Raw genomic sequence first — 19824 nt, forward strand, 5'->3', positions numbered from 1 at the left:
TAAGCGCTGAAAGCATCTAAGCGCGAAACCCACCTCAAGATAAGACTTCCCATTCCGTTAAGGAAGTAAGACCCCAGGAAGAATACCTGGTAGATAGGCTAGGAGTGTAAGGGCAGTAATGTCTTAAGCGGACTAGTACTAATCGGTCGAGGACTTGACCAAAAGCTCACTTTTAAGTTTTGTGTGTTTTGTTAATCTAGTGACAATAGCGAGGAGGATACACCGGTTCCCATTCCGAACACCAGAGTTAAGCTCCTCAGCGCCGATGGTACTTGGGGTTACCCCCTGGGAGAGTAGGTCGTCGCTAGGTAAGATAAGAACCACTTCAACTAATTGAAGTGGTTCTTTTGTTTTAGTAAAAAATACCTAAAAAAATTATTATTTTCTGTGACTAATTATCCTTTAGTTTAATAAAATTCTCCTTGAAATACTATATGTTGTGGTTTATAATGTTTATAACACTATATTTAGTATATATTAATTATAGATTATAAAATAATACCATTTGTTTTTTTCTTCATTTGAAATTATAATAAATATTTGAGGTGATTTTTATGAAGGTTCGAATAGCTGGGATCATACCAGAGTCAGTGGTAGATGGACCTGGCGGAATAAGTTATACTATATTTGCTCAAGGTTGTCTACATAACTGTCCCGGTTGTCATAATCCCAGTACCCACAGCCTTGATGGTGGTCAAGAAATTGATTGCTCTTTTATTTTAGAGGATATTAAAAAGTATCCCTTATCCAAAATAGTGACCTTCAGTGGAGGGGAACCCTTTTTACAGTTTGAAGGGTTTTCTTATTTAGCTCAACAATTTAAAAAAAATGGCTATAAAATTGTTGCATATACCGGTTTTTTATTTGAAGATCTAATCAAGGATAGAGATAAATTTAAATTATTAAAGGAAATTGATTTATTAATAGATGGTCCCTTTATAGAAAAGTTAAAGGATATGAGTTTGCCTTTTAGAGGGTCTAAAAATCAACGAATTATTAATGTCCCAAAATCTTTAATAGAAGGTAAAATTTATTTAGAAGAATTAAGTTTTTAATATAAATAAATTATGAAAAGGAGAGGTATAATGTATAATAATTCTAATGCAGTTGAGCTTGTTTTTCCAACAAAGGTAATTAAAAGGGATGGCCGCTTACAAGACTTTGACCCTGCTAAAATAACTGAGGCAATAAACAAGGCTTTTTCTGTTAGTGGAGAAGGTAATTATAGTGAATCCCTTTCATTAACTCAAAAGGTACTAGAAAATTTAACTAATTATATGATATCAAAGGAAATAAAAATACCTAAAATTGATGAAATCCAAGATATAGTGGAAGATACTATATTAAAGTCAAATTTTTTAAATACTGCAAAAGAATATATAGCATATAGACGAAGAAGGGATAAGATAAGGGAATCAAGGGGAAAATTTATTAAAGAATTAACTGATATAGTTAAAACAAAGGACACAGAAAATGCAAACATTAATGGAGATACTGCTATGGGTAAAATGCTCCAAGCAGGCTCAATTGCTGCAAAGAGACTTTGTGAAATCAGTTTAAAAAAGGAACATATAGATGCTCATAATCAAGGAGATATACATATCCATGACCTTAATTTTTTACCATTTGGAACGACTACTTGTTTGCAAATACCCCTTAAAAAGTTATTGTCAAATGGATTTAATACTGGACATGGATTTATAAGGCCTCCTAAAGATATAAAAACTGCCGCAGCATTAGTATGTATCATTATGCAAGCAAATCAAAATGAGCAGCATGGTGGTCAATCAGTAAGTGCTTTAGATAGAGATTTAGCACCATATGTAGAATTAACATTTGAAAAATATGTTAAACTTCTAAATGATTTAGAGTATAACAAAAATATCGAAGAAAAGGCTTGGGAGTTAACAGAAAAAGATGTTGATCAAGCAATGCAAGGAATAGTTTATAATCTTAATACAATGCAATCTAGGGCAGGGGCCCAAGTTCCTTTTACTAGTATAAATTTTGGTTTAGATACTTCAAGGGCTGGTAGAGCAATTACAAAATATTTATTGTTAAATTTTGAAAAAGGTTTAGGAAAAGGAGAAACTCCTTTATTCCCCAATTTGGTTTTCTCAATGGCTAAAGGAATAAATAAAGAACCTCAAGACCCTAATTATGACCTACGTTTATTGGCCCATAGAGTATCATGTACCAGATTGTTCCCTAATTATTCAAATCAAGATTCTACATTTAATGCTCCGTTCTTTAGAAGAAAAGACAATCCTCAAATTATTGGTTATATGGGTTGTAGAACAAGGGTTATTGCCAATGTAGCGGGAGAAGAAGTTACAGACGGTAGAGGTAATTTATCATTCACTTCTATTAACTTACCAAGAATAGCTTTAGAAGCTAATAAAGATATTAATAAGTTTTTTGATATTCTAAAAGAGAGATTTATCTTAGTAAAAAATCAACTATTAGAAAGATATGAAATACAAAGAAATAAAAAGGTTAAAGAATTTCCTTTCTTAATGGGTCAAAAACTTTATCACAATTCTGATCATTTATCTCCAGAAGATACAATTGAAGATGCGATTAAAAACGGTACTTTATCTATTGGTTTTATTGGATTAGCAGAAACACTAGTAGCATTAATAGGTAAACATCATGGAGAATCTGAAGAAGCGCAAGAACTAGGTTTAAAAATTGTCAGTACACTAAATTCTTGGTGTCAATTAGAATCTCAAAAACATAAATTAAATTTTACATTATTAGCTACCCCTGCTGAAGGGTTATCTAATCGTTTTGTAGATATAGATAGAGAAAGATTTGGAGTAATAAAAGGAGTTACTGATAAAGAATGGTATACAAATTCTTTTCATATACCTGTTGAATATAAAATAAGTGCTTATGAAAAGATTAAAATAGAATCAGCATATAATAAATTTACTCCAGCAGGTCATATTAACTATGTAGAGTTAGATAGTGCACCAATTGGAAACATTGCTGCCTTTGAACAATTGGTAAATGCTGCTTTCGAAAATGATTGTGGTTATTTTAGTGTTAATTTCCCAGTAGATCAGTGTTTAGGGGAAAACTGTAACTATATCGGTATAATAACTGAAGAAGGATGTCCTAAATGTCAATCAAAAAAAGTAAGAAGAATTAGAAGGGTTACAGGATATTTAGGAATTTATGAAGAATCTTTAGATGGAGTAAATAAAGATTCATTCTTTAACAAAGGAAAATATTACGAAGTAAAAAATAGAACTACTCACTTAAAATTTTAATAATAAAAAAGCTGTATCTTAAAGTCAAAGCTAAGATACAGCTTTTTTTTTTTGTTTTTTTCTTGATTGATGAATTTTTGAATATTAATTCCAGCAATTGCTAAATATAATGGTAAAAATATGAGAAGGTGAAAAAATGAAAACATTGTGGAAAGGTGCAATAAACTTCGGTTTAATAAATGTTCCGATAAAGATGTTTACAGCTACAGAGAATAAAAGTATTAGTTTTAAAAACTTACATAAAGAATGTAATACACCTATAAAACAAAAGAGATATTGCCCTAACTGTGAAAAAGAAGTTGAATATGATGAGATAGTTAAAGGGTATGAATATCAAAAGGATACTTATATCATAATTAAAGATGAAGATTTAGAAAAAATACCGGGAGAAAGCAGTAAAACAATTGATATAGTAGAATTTGTGAAACTTGAACAAATTGATCCAATCTACTTCGATAAATCTTATTATTTAGCTCCTGAAGATACAGGAAAAAAAGCTTATAAATTATTGGTAAATGCATTGAATGAAACAGAAAAAATAGCTATAGCTAAAGTAGTAATTAGATCAAGGGAATCCCTTGTATGTTTAAGGGTATATAATGGTATTTTAGTTATGGAAACAATGCATTATCCAGATGAAATTAGGAATTCTAGTGAAGTTCCCGGTATAAATTATGAAATTACTATATCTGATTCTGAAATAAAAATGGCTAAAGAACTTATAGAAGGATTAGCAACAGATTTTAATCCAGAGAAGTATCAAGATAATTATAGGACAAAATTATTAGAAATTATTCAAAGTAAAGTCGAAGGAAAAGAAATTAAACAAGTAGTAGAAAAAGACAAAGGAGGAGTAATTGATTTAATGGAAGCATTACAAGCCAGTTTAGATATGGTAAAAAAGGAAAAACTAGAACAGGCTAAAAATAAAAGTAAAAAACGGAGTAGGAAAACTGTATCATGAAAAAAGTAATTCCGATGTCTCCAAAACTCTTACCATTTGATTATAAAAACGATCCTGATTATATTTATCAAATAAAATGGGATGGAGTAAGGATGTTAACATATAAAGAAAATGGCAAAATAACCTTGATAAATAAATATGGTAAAGATAAAACTAAACAATTTCCAGAACTAAAAAAACTGGAAATATTAAAAGCTAATTTTGTATTGGATGGAGAAATAATGGTTATAGAAGGAACTAAAAATAGTTTTTCTAAAATATTAAAAAGAAATAATACCAGTGACATAAAAAAAATTAACTTCTATGTCCATAACATTCCTATTACTTATAGTGTTTTTGATATATTATGTTTTAACGGTCGCTGGATTATGGATCAGCCTATAGAATACAGGCAAAATTTATTAAACAATTTTTTGGAGTCAAATTCCTTAATTCATTTATGTCAAAATTACAATGAAGGAGTGGAACTCTTTCAAACAACAAAAAAATTAGGTTTAGAAGGAATAATAGCTAAAAAAAAAGGAAGTAAATATACTCAAGGGAAAAAAAGTTTCGATTGGATAAAATATAAGCACAGGCAAATAATTGAAGGTTATATAGGAGGACTACTCCTTGAAAGAGGAATAATAAAATCATTAGCTATAGGTATCAAAGAATCCGATGAGTTTATTTATATAGGGAATGTAGGTACAGGGTTATCAGAGGAATATAAAAAAAGAATCTTAAAAAAAGGGGTTGAGTTGGTAATAGCCGATTCCCCATTTAAAAACTTTAATGATAAAAAACATATTTGGCTTCTTCCAAGAGTAAAATGTTTTATAGAATTCATGGAATGGACCGATGATTATACTTTACGTTCTCCTGTATTAAAAGTTATTCAGGAGGATGATTATGTCACATAAAATAATAATAAACGGAAAACAGTTAAATCTTACTAATTTAGATAAAGTTTATTGTCAAAAAAACAATATTACTAAAAAAGATTGTTTAAATTATTATATAAAGATATATCCTTACATAAGTGAATATTTAAAAAATAGACCAGTAGCTTTAACCAGGTATCCTAATGGTTTTCAACAAAAAGGGTTTTATCAAAAAAATGTTCCCGAAGGGAAGCCAAGTTGGGTAGAAACAATAAATATTCCAGGGATAAAAAATTATCCACTAATAAATAACATTGAAACTTTTCTATGGCTTTGTAATTTAGGAACTATAGAATTTCACCCTTGGTTGTCTAACAAAGATAATCTAGATTTTCCAGACTATGGAGTTTTAGACATAGATCCTATGGAAAAATTCAGCTTTAAAGAAGTGTTAATAGTAGCGAGAAAGGTATATGAAATATTAGAGTTATTAAAAATCAAATCTTACCCTAAACTAACTGGCTCTACAGGTATACAAATTTATATACCATTAGTAAATCGCTATACTTATGAAGAAGTAAGGGAGTTTATAAGGCTAATTTATGTAATAGTAAATAATCAACTTCCTGAAATAAGTACTTTAGAAAGGAAAGTTGAACAGAGGAAAGGAAAAATTTACTTAGATTATTTACAAAATGTAAAAGGACAAACATTAGTGGCCCCATATAGTATTAGACCTAAAGTAGGGGCACCTATATCCATGCCAGTTAGATGGGAAGATATATATAAGGATAACTTATCGCCTCAAGAATATAATATATTTAATTCAATACAAGATATTGAAACTATCTATCCTTATTTTCTAGAAGTTTTAGAGAAAAAACAAAAAATAGAAAAAGCTTATAATCTTTTGCAAAAATTATTTTAAAAAGAAGGAATTAAATATTATTTATAGAAATATTATTATAAAATTTATATTTATAAAATTTGTATAATTATAATAAAGGGGGGACTACTAACATTACCTTTTAACATATTCAACATAAGGAGGAGATTGTCTTGAAAAAAATCCCCAATAGTAAAATCAGAAACATCGCTATTATTTCCCATGGAGGGGCAGGAAAGACATCTTTAGCAGAAAGTATGCTTTATACTGCAGGTGCAGTAAGTAGATTAGGAAGGGTTGATGATGGTACTTCAATTTTTGATTATGATCAAGAGGAAATCAAAAGGAAAATTACCATTAATACCTCAATGGCACCTTGTGAGTGGGAAGGTCACAAAATCAATATCATCGATACACCTGGATATTTTGATTTTGTAGGGGAAGTAAAAGGTGCTTTAAGGGTTGTAGATGGTACTATACTTGTTCTTTGTGCTGCTTCAGGAGTAGAAGTAGGAACAGAAATAGTATATGATTATGCTGAAGAACAAGGATTACCAAAAATAATATTTGTTAACAAAATGGATAGGGAAAATGCAAACTTCTTCAATGTTATAGATGAACTGAAAGAAAAGTATGGTAATAAAGTTGTTCCACTACAAATACCAATTGGAGCAGAAGCTAATTTTAAAGGTATAGTAGATATATTAAAAGGTAAAGCATATATTTTTGAAGGAGATAAGAAGTATGTAGAGGGGGATATTCCAAAGGATCTATTAGATAAAGTTGAGGAGTATAAAGAAGCTCTAACAGAAGCTGTGGCCGAGGGTTGTGATGAATTATTAATGAAGTATTTAGAAGGAGAAGAATTAACAGAAGAAGAAATTATGCAAGGGCTTAAAGAAGGTGTTAAAGAAAGAAAAATATTACCTGTTTTATGTGGAAGTGCTTACAAAAATATCGGGATACCCCAATTATTAAGTTTTATTAATTTTGCCTTACCTTCACCTATTGATAAAGGAAAAGTAAAAGCTAGACTTAAAAATGAAGATATAGAAATTAATGTCGATGAAAAAGAAAAATTTACTGCCCTTGTATTTAAAACTATGGCAGACCCATACGTAGGAAAATTGACATTTTTTAGAGTATATTCAGGAACTTTAAAATCTGATTCTGTAATTTACAATGCTACTAAAAAGGTTACAGAAAGGGTAGGTCAGTTATTCTTGATGAAGGGTAAAAATCAAGAGCCAGTAGATTTTGTTCAAGCAGGGGATATTGCAGCTGTGGCTAAATTACAAGAAACATCTACAGGGGATACTTTGTGTGAAAAAGATATGGATTTAATATTAGCTCCTGTGGATTTTCCTAGACCAGTAATTTCTTTTGCCGTTGAACCAAAATCTAAAAATGATGAAGAAAAAGTAAGTTCAGGCCTGGCCCGTTTTTTAGAAGAAGACCCTACTTTTAAAGTTGAAAGAAATGCAGAAACCAAACAAACTATAATTTCTGGTATGGGTGAATTACACTTAGAAATTATAGTAAATAGGTTATCTAAGAAATTTGGAGTTGATGTAGATTTAAAAAATCCTAAAATCCCTTATAAAGAAACTATAAAAGGGAAAGCAAAGGTAGAAGGTAAACACAAAAAACAATCTGGTGGTAGAGGACAATATGGCCACGTATGGATTGAATTTGAGCCACTTCCTAGAGGTGAAAAATTCCAGTTTGTTGATAAGATTTTTGGAGGAGCAGTTCCTAGAAACTATATACCGGCAGTTGAAAAAGGTTTAATTGAAGCTATGGAAGAAGGAATACTGGCAGGTTATCCTGTGGTAGATATTAAAGCTACTTTATTTGATGGTTCTTACCACAGTGTTGACTCTTCAGAAATGGCTTTTAAAATAGCAGCATCTTTAGCTTTTAAAAAGGCAATGCAACAAGCCCAACCTGTTTTATTAGAACCTATCGTAAATGCTGAGATTATAGTACCAGAACAGTTTATGGGAGATATTATGGGTGATATGAACTCAAGAAGAGGTAGAATAATGGGTATGGAACCATTAGGAGGGGGATTACAAAAAGTAAAAGCCCAGGCTCCTTTAGCAGAAATGTATCGTTATTCCATTGATTTACGTTCAATGACTCAAGGTAGAGGAAGTTTCACAATGGAATATTCCCATTATGAAGAGGTACCACCACATATTCAAGAACAAATTGTAAAAGAAGCTCAAAGGGAAAAGGAATTAGCTTCTAAATAACTTAAAGACAGCCTCCAAAGAGAGGCTGTTATATTATTAAATTTTTAAGGGGTGAAAAAATGATTACAAAATATCTTGCATTACCAGGTCCAACAGATGTTAATCCAGATGTTATGTTAGAAATATCTAAACCTATTTTTAATCATCGTAATGTAATTTTTAAAGAATTATTAGAAAGGGTTACAGAAAAAACTCAGAAATTATTAGGTACAAATAATGAAGTTTATTTTTTAACTGCTTCTGGGACTGGAGCTATGGAGTGCGCTATAGTAAACACATTATCGAAAAATGATAAGGTATTAGCGTTAATTAACGGTTCATTTGGACAGAGATTTGCTGATATAGCAAAACAATATGGAGCAGATGTTATTGAGTTTCATGGAGAATGGGGTAAAGGTTTTGAACTAGAAAAACTAAAAAAAGTAATAGATGAATTAGGAGATAATCTAAAGGGAATAACAGTAGTACACTGTGAAACATCTACAGGTGTATTAAATGATATCCAGTCTATTAGTAAATTAAGGTGTTCTGATAAAACACTATTATTAGTTGATGGTATAAGTTCTATAGGAGCTGTGAAAGTTGAAGTAGATAAATGGAATATTGATGTAATTTTAACAGGTAGTCAGAAAGTATTAGCCCTCCCACCAGGATTGGCAATAATTTCTTTTAGTTCAAAGGCAATTAAAGCTTATGAAGAAAGTGATATGCCTAAATATTATTGGGATATCGGTAAATATAGGAAGTTTTACCATGAAAAAAGGGAAACTCCCTACACTCCTGCCATACCATTATTTGTAGGATTACTCAAGCAATTAGAAGCACTAGAAGAGAGAGGTTTTGATCAGGAAATCAAAAAACATGAAAAAATCGCTAAAATGGTTAGATGTGCAGTTAGAGAAATGGGGCTTGAGCTATTAAATGATGATAAAATTTCAGCAAATACCGTAACTCCTATAAAAGTTCCAGAAGGTATTGATTTAAAAATAATGCGAAAAATTCTTCTAGAAAAGTATAGTGTAGATGTAGCTGGTGGACAAGGAAAGTTAGAAGGAAAAATTTTTAGAATAGGTCATTTAGGTAATGTAGAACCATTATTTATTATCTCTATTTTGGCAGCTTTAGAAATGACTTTAAAGGAAATGGGATATGATATAGAAGTTGGAAAGGGAGTAAAAGCTGCTCAGGAATTTTGGATTAATAACTTGAAATAATGGGAATAATATGATAAAATTCTTTAAAAAATATAGTTCAAAGTACAATGATGTAGAGAATAGTACTCAAAAAGTTCTATTCAGAGAGTCGGTGGTTGCTGTGAACCGATTAGAATTTTTGAGGAATCCACTTTACTAGTACTTAGGTTAATTACCTTTAAAAATTAAATGAGAGGATCCTTTTAGGATCAATCAGGGTGGCAACGCGGTAACTCGTCCCTGACCAATTAATTTTGGTCAGGTTTTTTTAATTTAAGAACTAAATAAGAACTAAAAGGAGGTAATTTTAAAATGTTAGATTTAAAGGTAATTAGACAAAATCCAGAAATTGTTAAAAAAGCTTTAACTAATAGAGGGGAAGATCCCCAGGTAATTGATAAAATTTTAGAATTAGATAATCAAAGAAGAGAAAATTTAACGAAGGTTGAGATGTTAAAAAAATTGAGAAATGAAACTTCTCAAGAAATTTCAAAGTTAAAGAAGGAAAAAATAGATTGTGAAGATAAAATTTTGAAGATGAGAGAAGTAGGAGAAGAAATTAAGGAACTTGATGATCTAGTAAGAGAAATTGATGAAAAAATGATGAATGTTTTATTAAGAATCCCTAACATTCCCCATGAAAGTGTTCCTGTAGGTGGATCAGAAGAAGATAATGTCGAAGTAAAAAGGTTTGGAGAACCGCCTAAATTTAATTTTCAACCAAAAGCCCATTGGGATATTGGGGCTGACTTAGATATAATCGATTTTGAAAGGGCAGGTAAAGTAACAGGTTCAAGATTTACCTTTTTAAAAGGTTTAGGTGCTAAGTTGGAAAGGGCATTGATAAATTTTATGATAGATACCCATATCCAAAATGGATATACTGAAATACTTCCTCCTTTTATGGTAAACGAAGAAAGTTTAAAAGGAACTGGCCAGTTACCTAAATTTGAAGAAGATGCCTTTAAGGTAACTAATAATGGTTATTACTTAATTCCAACGGCTGAAGTACCTGTTACAAATTACCATAAAGATGAAATTATTGATGGTGATAAATTGCCAATCCTTTATACAGCCTACTCACCTTGTTTTAGAGCAGAAGCGGGAGCCCATGGCAGAGACACTAGAGGTTTGATAAGGCAACATCAATTCAATAAAGTTGAGTTAGTAAAATTCTCTCACCCTGAAAAATCCTATGAAGAATTGGAGAAACTATTGTTAGATGCTGAAAGAATCTTACAAGCATTAGGGCTACATTATAGAGTAGTAACACTATGTACAGGAGACCTAGGTTTTTCTGCAGCTAAAACCTATGATATAGAAGTTTGGTTACCAAGTTTCAATACCTTTAGAGAAATTTCTTCTTGCAGTAATTTTGAAGATTTTCAAGCAAGAAGGGCAAATATTAAGTTTAGACCACAACCAAAAGAAAAAGCCCAATATTTACACACACTAAATGGTTCTGGTTTAGCTGTTGGTAGAACATTAGCAGCAATCTTAGAGAATTATCAACAAGAAGATGGAAGTGTATTAATACCTAAGGTACTACAACCATATATGGGAATAGAAAAAATTACAAAAGAAAATTAGTTGACATAAATCCATAAATATTATATATTTATATAGCGGTAAAGATATAATATAAAAATAACTATAAAAAATCTTTTAAAAAACCTTGACACAATATGTTAGTTATGATATAATCCTTAATGTGTCAAGACGGAGGGGTGTCCGAGCGGTTTAAGGAGCTGGTCTTGAAAACCAGTGACTCGAAAGGGCCGTGGGTTCGAATCCCACCCCCTCCGCCATTTTATATATTTTGGAGAGATGCCCGAGTAGGCCGAAGGGGGTCGCCTGCTAAGCGATTAAGCGAGACTAAAACTCGCTTCGAGGGTTCGAATCCCTCTCTCTCCGCCATGTTAATATGTGCCCGTAGCTCAGCTGGATAGAGTGTTTGACTACGAATCAAAAGGTCCCAGGTTCGAATCCTGGCGGGCACGCCATTTAAATTACTTGGTTGATTAACCAGTTTTTTTTTACAAAATGTTGTGTCTCTATTGGGCGCCCGTAGCTCAGGGGATAGAGCAGTGGTTTCCTAAACCGCGTGTCGGAGGTTCGAGTCCTTTCGGGCGCACCATTTATTAAAAGGAGATTTTGAAATTGAAAGAGAAGTTTATGCACCTGGCTTTAGAGCAGGCCAATAAGGCCTTTGAATTAGGGGAAGTTCCAATTGGTGCAGTAGTTATAAGAAATAATGAAGTTATATCATTAGGTTTTAATATGCGGGAAACTTTAAAGGATCCTACAGCCCATGCTGAGTTAATAGCAATAAAAAGGGCAGCTCAAAAGCTTCAAGGCTGGAGATTAATTGATTGTGAAATATATGTAAATGTAGAGCCATGTGCTATGTGTTGTGAGGCAATTATTCAGTCTAGGATGAAAAAACTGATCTTTGGATTAAGGGAACCTAAGACTGGAGCTGTTTATTCACAACTTGAACTTCCTAAAATAAGAAATGCTAAACTAGAAATAGAAGAAGGTATACTTGAAGAAGAAAGTAAAAGGTTACTACAGAAATTTTTTAATAAAATTAGAAATAAGTAAATATAGTGAGTAATATAATATGGAGAGGTGGCTGAGTGGTCGAAGGCGCTCGCCTGGAAAGCGAGTAGACGGGGATAAACCTGTCTCGAGGGTTCAAATCCCTCTCTCTCCGCCATAAATAGCTAATTTTGGCCGTGCTAGATGGGGAGGTAGCGGTGCCCTGTACCTGCAATCCGCTATAGCAGGATTGAATGCCTATATTGAGGCTTATACTTTGTAGGGCTGGCTTAAATAAGTGGTGACGACGATTGGGTCCTACGCAATAGCACTCTATGAACCCCGTCAGGTCCGGAAGGAAGCAGCGGTAAGTAGTTGTTGTTATGTGCCGTAGGGAAGCCTGATTCGAGCTAACTGTTTAGGTATCGCCTATGAAGATAAGTCGAATATAGGGCACGGCCTTTAATTATAAAAAAACACCTAAATAGGGTGTTTTTTGTTTTTATGAAATAATGTTGCAAATAAATAAAGGGATTTGTATAATAATTAAATAGGGGTGATGTAAATGGCTTACAAGGCTCTTTATAGAAAATTAAGGCCAGGCAGTTTTTCTCAAGGTTATGTGGCTCAGCAGCATATAAGAACTACACTGCAAAATAGTTTAAAAAACCGAAAAATAGCCCATGCCTATCTATTTTCAGGGCCAAGGGGTACAGGGAAAACCAGTACTGCTAAAATTTTTGCAAAGGCAGTTAATTGTTTAGAAGGTCCAACACCAGAACCCTGTAATGTTTGCAGTGTATGTAAAAAAATTAACGAAAATAGTTCTTTAGATGTATTAGAAATAGATGCTGCTTCTAATAGAGGAATTGATGAAATAAGGGATTTAAGGGATAAAGTTAATTATGCACCATCTGAATCAAGGTATAAAGTGTACATAATAGATGAAGTACACATGTTAACTACAGAAGCATTTAATGCGTTATTAAAAACTTTAGAAGAGCCACCATCCCATGTAGTATTTATATTAGCTACTACAGAACCCCACAAACTTCCTGCGACAATATTATCAAGGTGTCAAAGATTTGATTTTAGACCCTTTAAAACTACAGAAATTTCTCAATACCTAATGGAAATCTGTGAAAAAAATGGTATATATATAGAGGAAGAAGCGGCCCAGATTCTAGCGGGTAAAGCTGATGGTTCTATGAGGGATGCTTTAAGTTTATTAGACCAGTTAATAGTTTATGGCGATGGTACTATAACTACTTCTCTAGTTTTAGATGTGTTAGGGGTACTATCTCCTAGTACTATAAATGAGCTAATTGGATACATTTCTGATAGAAAATTAGACCAAGCTTTAGAACTATTAGATATCATTATCCAGCAAGGAAAAGATATCCAAAGCTTTATAGAAGATATAATAAATAGATTAAGGGATATAATGTTTGAAAATCTTAAAGACCCTAAAGCATCTATAGGTTTAAGTCTACAAGAGTTAGTTAGGATTATCGAGATCTTTATACAGGGTAGTAAAGAAATTAAAAATTCTTCCCATCCTAAAATACTTTTGGAAACTTTGATTATCAAAAGTATTGAAGGTGAGGAGAGAAAAATATCTCTTTTAGAAAAGCGAATCGAGGATTTAGAGGAAATTATAAATTCCCGTTCTTTTAAAACTACTTCTTTAAATGAAAAGGCAGAAGTAGTAGATAAAGGGGAAGTAAATAAAGGACAAAGTAGTATAGGATTCAATACAATTAAAAATTCTTGGGATAAAGTATTATTTGCCGTAAAAAAAGAAAGTGTATCTACCCATGCTTGGTTAAAGGAAGGGATCCTGGATAAACTAGATGGAGATACCCTTGAAATAATGTATGAAGATAAATATATGTTACATCGAGAAAATATAATGAAAGAAAATCATAAAAATATTATTGAAAAAGTACTTGCAAACATATTTAATGTTGATTTAAAAATCAAAGCAACTACTAAAGAGAGAGGTAAAAAGAATAATTCTAAGATAAAGGAAAAAGACAACTTAATATCAATGGCAGAAAAGTTATTTGGCCAAGATTTAGTTGAAGTTAAAGATTAAAAATTAAGGAGGTTTTATAATGTTTGGTGGAAATATGCAAAAAGCGATGAAACAAATGCAAAAAATGCAGGCAGACATGGCAAAAATGCAAGAAGAATTAAAAGAAAGGTTATTTGAAGGCACAGCAGGTGGTGGAGTTGTAAAGGTAGTAGTAAGTGGTCACAAAGAAGTAAAAGAAGTTTTAATTAGTCCAGATGTAGTAGATCCAGAAGATGTAGAAATGTTACAAGACCTAATAGTTGCAGCAACTAATGAAGCTTTAAGAATAGCTGATAAAACTATGGAGCAAGAACTTAAAAAGATTGCCGGTGGAATGAAGTTGCCACCAGGTCTGTTCTAATGGTTCAGTCTAAATACCTCAATGACCTTATAGAAGCCTTTCAACTTTTGCCAGGGATAGGGAAAAAAAGTGCTCAAAGGCTTGCTTTTCATGTTTTGAAAATGCCTAAAGAGGATATTCAACGATTTACCCAGGCCCTCTTGTATGCAAAAGAAAAAATTACAGAATGCACCATATGTGGTAACCTTTCCGATGATACTTTATGTAATATTTGTTCTAACCCTAAAAGAAATCCTCAAGTTATTTGTGTAGTTCAAGAACCTAAAGATGTAAGTATAATGGAGCGCATAGGGGATTATAACGGGTATTATCATGTACTAAAAGGTTGTATTTCTCCTATGGAAGGTATTGGACCAGAGGAATTAAATATAAAAACATTATTAGAAAGATTAAAAGATGGTGAAGTACAAGAAGTAATTATTGCAACAAACCCTACTATAGAAGGGGAAGCAACAGCAATGTATTTGTCTAAAATAATTAAACCATTAAATATCAAAGTAACTAGAATTGCCCACGGATTACCGGTGGGAGGAGACCTAGAATATGCTGATGAAGTTACATTGGCAAGGGCCCTTCAAGGTAGAGTAGAAATTTGATATTTATTAAAATATGTAAATTAAGTTTTTAAACCATAGAGAAAAGGTACAAGGTTAACCTTATAACTATGGTTTTTTGTTTTATTACTATGTTATATTTTAATTAGATGGAAAAAATATAAGAAGGGAAGAATTGTTGGTTTTTTAGCAATGTATTTTGATAAAAGAAGAGCTATAAAGGGAAAGTGGAGATTTAATTACTAAGGTTATTGGAATTTACAAAAAACATTTTTCTCCCTGTATTAAACAAGAAAATGTTGGCAATAATACTATACATCAGAAAAACTGCGGGGGTGGAAAAATGTTAGATAAAATAAAAAATCTATTAATTAAAATTAAAAACTACTTTGAAAATGAACAACCTATAATTCTAGAACAATCTAAAAGTATTATGGAATTAGTAGAAGAAGCAAAAAAAGAATGGTTGGCAGCAAAAGAATACTTTGAAAATGTTTCAGATCCTGATTTAATAGATTATGCTATACATTCAATAGAAGCTACTGAAAAGAGGTATAACTATTTATTAAAAAAAGTAAAACAAATGAATTTAGAAGAAATAAAATAAATAGTCATCATTTTACTTTCGCTGAATAGATATTAGCATATCGATTTCAGCGGAGGTGACCAATATGAAGGTAAAGAAGTTACTACTACAGTCTTTAGGAGGAATAACATTTTTAGTAGTATTACATTTTTTTGGGCAAAACATTGGAATTTATTTACCTATAAATTTATTTACAATAGCAATAGCAAGTCTTTTAGGTGTTCCCGGTATAATACTTTTAGTAATTTTAGGAAAAATATTATTATAACAACAATTAAAGGGTTAGAGACCCTTTTTTTTCTTGACCGTAAGTTACTCCTCTGTTATACTTTAATTGTATTACTGTTATAACTTTACTTCCACTTTACCATGGAAAAGTAAAAACTGTTTGATTTAAATAATCGTATCTGTGATAGAACAGTTTCTGATTTATAATAGTGTTCTATTACATAAGGAGGATAATATGTTCCGTTTTGTAGAAGCATATGTTGGAGAGTATGCCAGTGGAAAAAGTGAAAATGCAATTAACCGAGCTATTGAACTTAAAAAAATGACCAAGGATAAAGTAACATTAGTGGATTTAGATACAGTTGAACCCTTTTATACCCTTAGGCCGTTAAAGAAAAAATTGAAAGAACAATATGATATAGATGTGGTTACATGGGAGACCAGTGAAACTATGGGTTTAGGTGAAGCTGGTTCTATTATTAAACCAGAAATGAGATGGGTATTAAGAAGGGAAGGAAATATAATATTAGATATCGGATATGGTGTACATGGTGCCAAAATTTTAAATTTAATTGAAGGAGCCCATGAAAGTGAAGAGTTAAAGATTTTTGTAGTTATAAACACTTGTCGTCCCATTACTGGAACAGTAGAGGATATTGTAGAATATGTTCAAACATTAGGTAGAATTGATGGAATGGTAAATAATACCAATCTTGGTGATGATACAACAAAAGAAGTAATTATTGAAGGTGAAAAAATATTAGAAGAAGCAGCTAAGATATTGGGTATTCCTATAATATATAATGCTGTAGCTGGGAATATAATTAATATATTGGGTAATGATGATTTAAAATATCCAGTTAAAGAAATTAGAAGATATATGCCAGATTCAATGTGGTAAAAGGGGTAAATTCCCTTTACAATAAATTTTTTTAAAATAAACAGGAGGTGTATTTCTACATGGCACAAAAGCCCATTCAAGGAGAGAAAAAAGTTTTCATGACTGGTAATGAAGTTTGCGCCTGGGCAGCCCTTGCTGCAAAAGCAGACATCATGTACGGTTATCCCATCACACCACAAAATGAAATTATGCACTACTGGACAAGACTAGCACCTAAGTTTGGAAAGAAATTTTTACAAACAGAAGATGAAATTTCTGCAGGTTTTACAACTTTAGGTGGAGTTTTAGGTGGTAAAAAAGCATTTTCAGCTACTGCAGGTCCAGGTAATACCTTATTCCAAGAGCCTATGTCTATGGCTGAAATGATGAGGATACCTTCAGTAGTAATTATTCAACAAAGGGGAGGCCCATCAACAGCTACTGTTATTTATTCTCAACAAGAAGTTACAATGACTACCTTTGGTGGTAATGGTGAAGGTTTCAGGGTTGTATATTCAACTTCTTCCCATCAAGAGCTATTTGATTATACTATTAAAGCATTCAATACTGCTTGGAAATACCGTTTCCCAACTTTTGTTTTAGGTGACGGATATCAAGCAAAAATGAGAGAATCTTTAACAATTTATGATCCAGAAGAAAGAGGAATAGAGTTAGTAGACCCAGAGCCAATCCTTGGTAAAGAAGGAATGCCAGGTGTAGATAGGCCAGTTACCCATGTAAGAAACACATATAATACAGAAGATGAATTATACAATGTTGTTATGGAGTTAGCCCGTGACTTTGAAAAGGCAGCTCCGGAAATTGTTGAGTATCAAGAGTTTAATTGTGAAGATGCAGAAGTTGTTATCATCGCCCACGGTGTTGTAACAAGGGCTGCTCAAGCTGCTATGGAGCAATTACGTAAAGAAGGAATTAAAGTTGGACATTTTAGACCAGTTACTTTAAGACCTTTCCCTGTTGAAGAAATGAGAGCAGCAGTTAAAAATGCTAAAAAAATCTTAGTGGTAGAATCTTCTTATGGTCAGTTTACAAAACAAGTTAAAGAATATTTATACGGTATGACTACTGAATTAGATACATTATTAAGACCAGGTGTAGGTATTACATCTGATGAGATAGTAAAACAAATTAAAGGTTAGTTGGAAGGAGGTTACTATTATGCAACCAATAATGCCAAAAAGTTGGAATATGGAAAGTAAGCCTCATAAATTTTGTCCTGGATGTGGACATGGTTTAGTTTTAAAAGCTTTAGGTGAGGCCATTGACGAACTTGGAATACAAGATAAAGTAGTTTTCGGCTGTGATATCGGATGTTCTTTATTATCTTGGGACTTTTTCAACTGTGACAGTGTACAAACTCACCACGGTAGAACAACTCCTACTATAGCTGGTATAGTAAGGGCTAGGGAAGACTTAATTGGTATCGCGTATATGGGTGATGGTGGTGGATATGCCATCGGTTCTCAACATTTAGTAAATGCAGCTGTTCGTAATGAAAAAATGTTTGTACTTCTAGTTAACAACACTAATTACGGTATGACCGGTGGACAAATGGCACCAACGACCCTTCCCGGTCAAAAAACTGAAACAACTCCTTATGGTAGGGATGTTGAGTCAACTGGTAATCCAACTTTAGGACCTGAAATGGTAGCTGCTATCACAGGAGAAGGAGCTTATGTGGCTAGGGGCTCTATCTCTAATATTAGACAACTAAAGGGATATATCAAAAAAGCACTTCAAAATCAAATTGATAAAAAAGGATTTTCTTTCGTGGAAGCCTTAGCTGGTTGTCCTACTAACTGGAGAACAAATGCCAAAGATACTTGGGCGTTCATCGAAAAAGATATGGCCCAATACTTTAAAGTTGGAGAATTAAAAACTCCAGAACAAAAGGAGGGTTAAGCCATGTCTAAACTATATAAAATAGCACTAGCTGGAGAAGGTGGCCAAGGGGTACAATCTATTGCTAACATCTTAGCAGAAGCTGCCAATGACAATGGGTTAGAAGCAATTTACATCCCTAACTTTGGTGTTGAACAAAGGGGTGGAGTTTCTATTGCATATGTCCAAATAGATGAGAAAGTAATCGGATCTCCTAAATTTAAAACTGCTGATATAGTTGTTGCTTTGAGTGATAGAGCTATTGAAAGAACTAAGCGATATGTTGGTCCAGAAACAGTATTTGTATATGACAGTTCTTATATAAAACCTGCTAAAATAGATGAAAATGTTATCGGTTTACAAGGCATTGAGGCAGATCCCCGTTCTCAAAGACCAACTAACCTAACCGATGAAGAAGAAACGGAATTTCAGGTAAAATTACCTGAAAATGCGAAAGCAGTTATTGGTATTCCTGCAACAGAAATTGCTAAAGAAGAGCTTCATCCAAGGGTATTTAATATTATGATTTTAGGTGCAGTAATTAAAGCAACTGGTGTTGTACCTGTAGAAAAAATTAAAGAAGCTATAGAAGCCAAGTTAGGTTATAAGTTTGAGCAAAACCCAGAATTAAGAGAACTAAACTTTAGAGCCCTTGAGAAGGGTATGAGTCTTGTAGAAAAGGTTCTTTAGTAAGGGGAGGTGCAGAAAATGTCAAAAAAATATAGAGCTGTAACTCAACAAGGAGCTAAAGCTAATTTTCATATGTTTCCTCAACTATGTAAAGGTTGTGGTCTTTGTATAGAAAAGTGTCCGGTAAAAATAATTACTTGGTCAAAGGAACTTGGTGTTTATGGAACACCTGCAGTAGAGACAACTGATCAAGATAAATGTATTGCCTGTGGAATTTGTCAATCTGTTTGTCCAGACTGTGCAATTGCCATTGAAAAACATCCTAAAAAATAATTAAAATAAAAAATAACGGCTAGGCTTATAAAAGTCAGCCGTTATTTTTGTTATAAATTTCCTCTTGCATAAGAGAAAAAAATATGCTAATATAATTTTCGTCGTTGTCACACCAGAAGTTTTAAAAAAGAAAAAAACAAAAAAAGGTGTTGACAAAGGAAACGAAAAATGATAAGATAAGTTTTGTCGCCGCGAGGTGACAAAAAAGAAAAAAGTTCTTTGAAAAAGTTCCTTGAAAGAAAAACCTTTCAGGAAAGAATATAGCATCGAAAAAACTTTGAGTTTAAGTCAGG

19 protein-coding genes, 5 tRNA genes, 2 rRNA genes, 1 other RNA gene and 1 other annotated feature are annotated in these 19824 nt (G+C 32.4%); all 27 genes read left to right on the forward strand.

Annotated features, from left to right (window positions below):
* A 23S ribosomal RNA gene (locus BMX60_RS08450) occupies positions 1–162 on the forward strand; the annotation flags it as partial.
* Positions 163–195: 33 nt separating this feature from the next.
* A 5S ribosomal RNA gene (gene rrf / locus BMX60_RS08455) occupies positions 196–310 on the forward strand.
* Positions 311–554: 244 nt separating this feature from the next.
* The gene (gene nrdG / locus BMX60_RS08460; RefSeq protein WP_091351063.1) at positions 555–1055 is read left to right on the forward strand and encodes an anaerobic ribonucleoside-triphosphate reductase activating protein; all 501 of its coding nucleotides are present in this window, start codon (positions 555–557) and stop codon (positions 1053–1055) included.
* Positions 1056–1085: 30 nt separating this feature from the next.
* Positions 1086–3275, forward strand: coding sequence for an anaerobic ribonucleoside-triphosphate reductase (gene nrdD, locus BMX60_RS08465; RefSeq protein ID WP_091351064.1), 2190 nt, complete (start codon positions 1086–1088; stop codon positions 3273–3275).
* Positions 3276–3411: 136 nt separating this feature from the next.
* A complete protein-coding gene (gene ku / locus BMX60_RS08470) occupies positions 3412–4239 on the forward strand; it encodes a non-homologous end joining protein Ku (protein ID WP_091351065.1) in 828 nt (275 codons plus the stop codon).
* Positions 4236–5141 carry an ATP-dependent DNA ligase gene (locus BMX60_RS08475; RefSeq protein WP_091351066.1) on the forward strand — a complete coding sequence of 302 codons (906 nt, stop codon included), beginning with the start codon at positions 4236–4238 and terminating at the stop codon, positions 5139–5141. The genes ku and BMX60_RS08475 overlap by 4 nt, the downstream gene beginning before the upstream one ends.
* Positions 5131–6030, forward strand: a complete 900-nt coding sequence (gene ligD / locus BMX60_RS08480) for a non-homologous end-joining DNA ligase (RefSeq protein WP_177159753.1) — start codon at positions 5131–5133, stop codon at positions 6028–6030. Before BMX60_RS08475 ends, ligD begins: the two co-directional genes overlap by 11 nt.
* A gap of 131 nt (positions 6031–6161) precedes the next feature.
* A complete protein-coding gene (gene fusA, locus BMX60_RS08485; RefSeq protein WP_091351068.1) occupies positions 6162–8246 on the forward strand; it encodes an elongation factor G in 2085 nt (694 codons plus the stop codon).
* A gap of 59 nt (positions 8247–8305) precedes the next feature.
* Entirely contained in the window at positions 8306–9460 is a 1155-nt protein-coding gene (locus BMX60_RS08490) for a pyridoxal-phosphate-dependent aminotransferase family protein (protein ID WP_091351069.1), read from the forward strand.
* Between the two features lie 46 nt (positions 9461–9506).
* Positions 9507–9684: a binding site (T-box leader), on the forward strand.
* Between the two features lie 67 nt (positions 9685–9751).
* Entirely contained in the window at positions 9752–11029 is a 1278-nt protein-coding gene (gene serS, locus BMX60_RS08495) for a serine--tRNA ligase (RefSeq protein ID WP_091351070.1), read from the forward strand.
* 131 nt (positions 11030–11160) lie between these two features.
* Positions 11161–11247 (forward strand) — tRNA-Ser (locus BMX60_RS08500).
* A 13-nt stretch (positions 11248–11260) separates the two neighbouring features.
* A tRNA-Ser gene (locus BMX60_RS08505) sits at positions 11261–11356 on the forward strand.
* Positions 11357–11365: 9 nt separating this feature from the next.
* A tRNA-Arg gene (locus tag BMX60_RS08510) sits at positions 11366–11442 on the forward strand.
* 58 nt (positions 11443–11500) lie between these two features.
* Positions 11501–11576, forward strand: a tRNA-Arg gene (locus BMX60_RS08515).
* A gap of 23 nt (positions 11577–11599) precedes the next feature.
* Positions 11600–12043 (forward strand): nucleoside deaminase, encoded by a 444-nt coding sequence (locus BMX60_RS08520; RefSeq protein ID WP_091351071.1) that lies wholly within the window; start codon positions 11600–11602, stop codon positions 12041–12043.
* Between the two features lie 21 nt (positions 12044–12064).
* A tRNA-Ser gene (locus tag BMX60_RS08525) sits at positions 12065–12158 on the forward strand.
* Between the two features lie 17 nt (positions 12159–12175).
* An RNA gene (gene ffs / locus BMX60_RS08530) (signal recognition particle sRNA large type) lies at positions 12176–12439 on the forward strand.
* 106 nt (positions 12440–12545) lie between these two features.
* Entirely contained in the window at positions 12546–14078 is a 1533-nt protein-coding gene (gene dnaX / locus BMX60_RS08535; protein ID WP_091351072.1) for a DNA polymerase III subunit gamma/tau, read from the forward strand.
* Positions 14079–14097: 19 nt separating this feature from the next.
* Positions 14098–14418 carry a YbaB/EbfC family nucleoid-associated protein gene (locus BMX60_RS08540; protein ID WP_091351073.1) on the forward strand — a complete coding sequence of 107 codons (321 nt, stop codon included), beginning with the start codon at positions 14098–14100 and terminating at the stop codon, positions 14416–14418.
* Complete coding sequence (gene recR, locus BMX60_RS08545; RefSeq protein WP_091351074.1) at positions 14418–15014, forward strand: recombination mediator RecR; 597 nt, start codon at positions 14418–14420, stop codon at positions 15012–15014. The genes BMX60_RS08540 and recR overlap by 1 nt, the downstream gene beginning before the upstream one ends.
* Before the next feature lie 301 nt (positions 15015–15315).
* A complete protein-coding gene (locus tag BMX60_RS08550) occupies positions 15316–15579 on the forward strand; it encodes a DUF2508 family protein (protein WP_091351075.1) in 264 nt (87 codons plus the stop codon).
* 64 nt (positions 15580–15643) lie between these two features.
* Positions 15644–15826 (forward strand): pro-sigmaK processing inhibitor BofA family protein, encoded by a 183-nt coding sequence (locus BMX60_RS08555; protein WP_091351076.1) that lies wholly within the window; start codon positions 15644–15646, stop codon positions 15824–15826.
* 195 nt (positions 15827–16021) lie between these two features.
* Positions 16022–16687, forward strand: a complete 666-nt coding sequence (locus BMX60_RS08560; RefSeq protein WP_091351077.1) for a hypothetical protein — start codon at positions 16022–16024, stop codon at positions 16685–16687.
* A gap of 59 nt (positions 16688–16746) precedes the next feature.
* Entirely contained in the window at positions 16747–17826 is a 1080-nt protein-coding gene (locus tag BMX60_RS08565; RefSeq protein ID WP_091351078.1) for a transketolase C-terminal domain-containing protein, read from the forward strand.
* A 19-nt stretch (positions 17827–17845) separates the two neighbouring features.
* On the forward strand, positions 17846–18589 hold the full coding sequence (locus tag BMX60_RS08570; RefSeq protein WP_091351079.1) for a thiamine pyrophosphate-dependent enzyme: 744 nt from the start codon (positions 17846–17848) through the stop codon (positions 18587–18589).
* 3 nt (positions 18590–18592) lie between these two features.
* A complete protein-coding gene (locus tag BMX60_RS08575) occupies positions 18593–19258 on the forward strand; it encodes a 2-oxoacid:acceptor oxidoreductase family protein (RefSeq protein WP_091351080.1) in 666 nt (221 codons plus the stop codon).
* Between the two features lie 18 nt (positions 19259–19276).
* A complete protein-coding gene (locus BMX60_RS08580) occupies positions 19277–19531 on the forward strand; it encodes a 4Fe-4S dicluster domain-containing protein (protein ID WP_091351081.1) in 255 nt (84 codons plus the stop codon).
* Positions 19532–19824: the final 293 nt, after the last annotated feature.

Origin of the sequence: Anaerobranca gottschalkii DSM 13577 (genome assembly GCF_900111575.1) — a bacterium.
Lineage (GTDB): Bacteria > Bacillota > Proteinivoracia > Proteinivoracales > Proteinivoracaceae > Anaerobranca > Anaerobranca gottschalkii.

Bases quoted from the DNA above. Each gene is read 5' to 3' on its own strand.
- BMX60_RS08580 (WP_091351081.1), top strand. From the start codon at position 19,277: ATGTCAAAAAAATATAGAGCTGTAACTCAACAAGGAGCTAAAGCTAAT.
- BMX60_RS08570 (WP_091351079.1), top strand. From the start codon at position 17,846: ATGCAACCAATAATGCCAAAAAGTTGGAATATGGAAAGTAAGCCTCAT.
- BMX60_RS08475 (WP_091351066.1), top strand. From the start codon at position 4,236: ATGAAAAAAGTAATTCCGATGTCTCCAAAACTCTTACCATTTGATTAT.
- BMX60_RS08550 (WP_091351075.1), top strand. From the start codon at position 15,316: ATGTTAGATAAAATAAAAAATCTATTAATTAAAATTAAAAACTACTTT.
- ku (WP_091351065.1), top strand. From the start codon at position 3,412: ATGAAAACATTGTGGAAAGGTGCAATAAACTTCGGTTTAATAAATGTT.
- BMX60_RS08560 (WP_091351077.1), top strand. From the start codon at position 16,022: ATGTTCCGTTTTGTAGAAGCATATGTTGGAGAGTATGCCAGTGGAAAA.
- nrdD (WP_091351064.1), top strand. From the start codon at position 1,086: ATGTATAATAATTCTAATGCAGTTGAGCTTGTTTTTCCAACAAAGGTA.
- BMX60_RS08490 (WP_091351069.1), top strand. From the start codon at position 8,306: ATGATTACAAAATATCTTGCATTACCAGGTCCAACAGATGTTAATCCA.
- recR (WP_091351074.1), top strand. From the start codon at position 14,418: ATGGTTCAGTCTAAATACCTCAATGACCTTATAGAAGCCTTTCAACTT.
- BMX60_RS08575 (WP_091351080.1), top strand. From the start codon at position 18,593: ATGTCTAAACTATATAAAATAGCACTAGCTGGAGAAGGTGGCCAAGGG.
- dnaX (WP_091351072.1), top strand. From the start codon at position 12,546: ATGGCTTACAAGGCTCTTTATAGAAAATTAAGGCCAGGCAGTTTTTCT.
- BMX60_RS08540 (WP_091351073.1), top strand. From the start codon at position 14,098: ATGTTTGGTGGAAATATGCAAAAAGCGATGAAACAAATGCAAAAAATG.
- BMX60_RS08555 (WP_091351076.1), top strand. From the start codon at position 15,644: ATGAAGGTAAAGAAGTTACTACTACAGTCTTTAGGAGGAATAACATTT.
- BMX60_RS08565 (WP_091351078.1), top strand. From the start codon at position 16,747: ATGGCACAAAAGCCCATTCAAGGAGAGAAAAAAGTTTTCATGACTGGT.
- ligD (WP_177159753.1), top strand. From the start codon at position 5,131: ATGTCACATAAAATAATAATAAACGGAAAACAGTTAAATCTTACTAAT.
- serS (WP_091351070.1), top strand. From the start codon at position 9,752: ATGTTAGATTTAAAGGTAATTAGACAAAATCCAGAAATTGTTAAAAAA.
- nrdG (WP_091351063.1), top strand. From the start codon at position 555: ATGAAGGTTCGAATAGCTGGGATCATACCAGAGTCAGTGGTAGATGGA.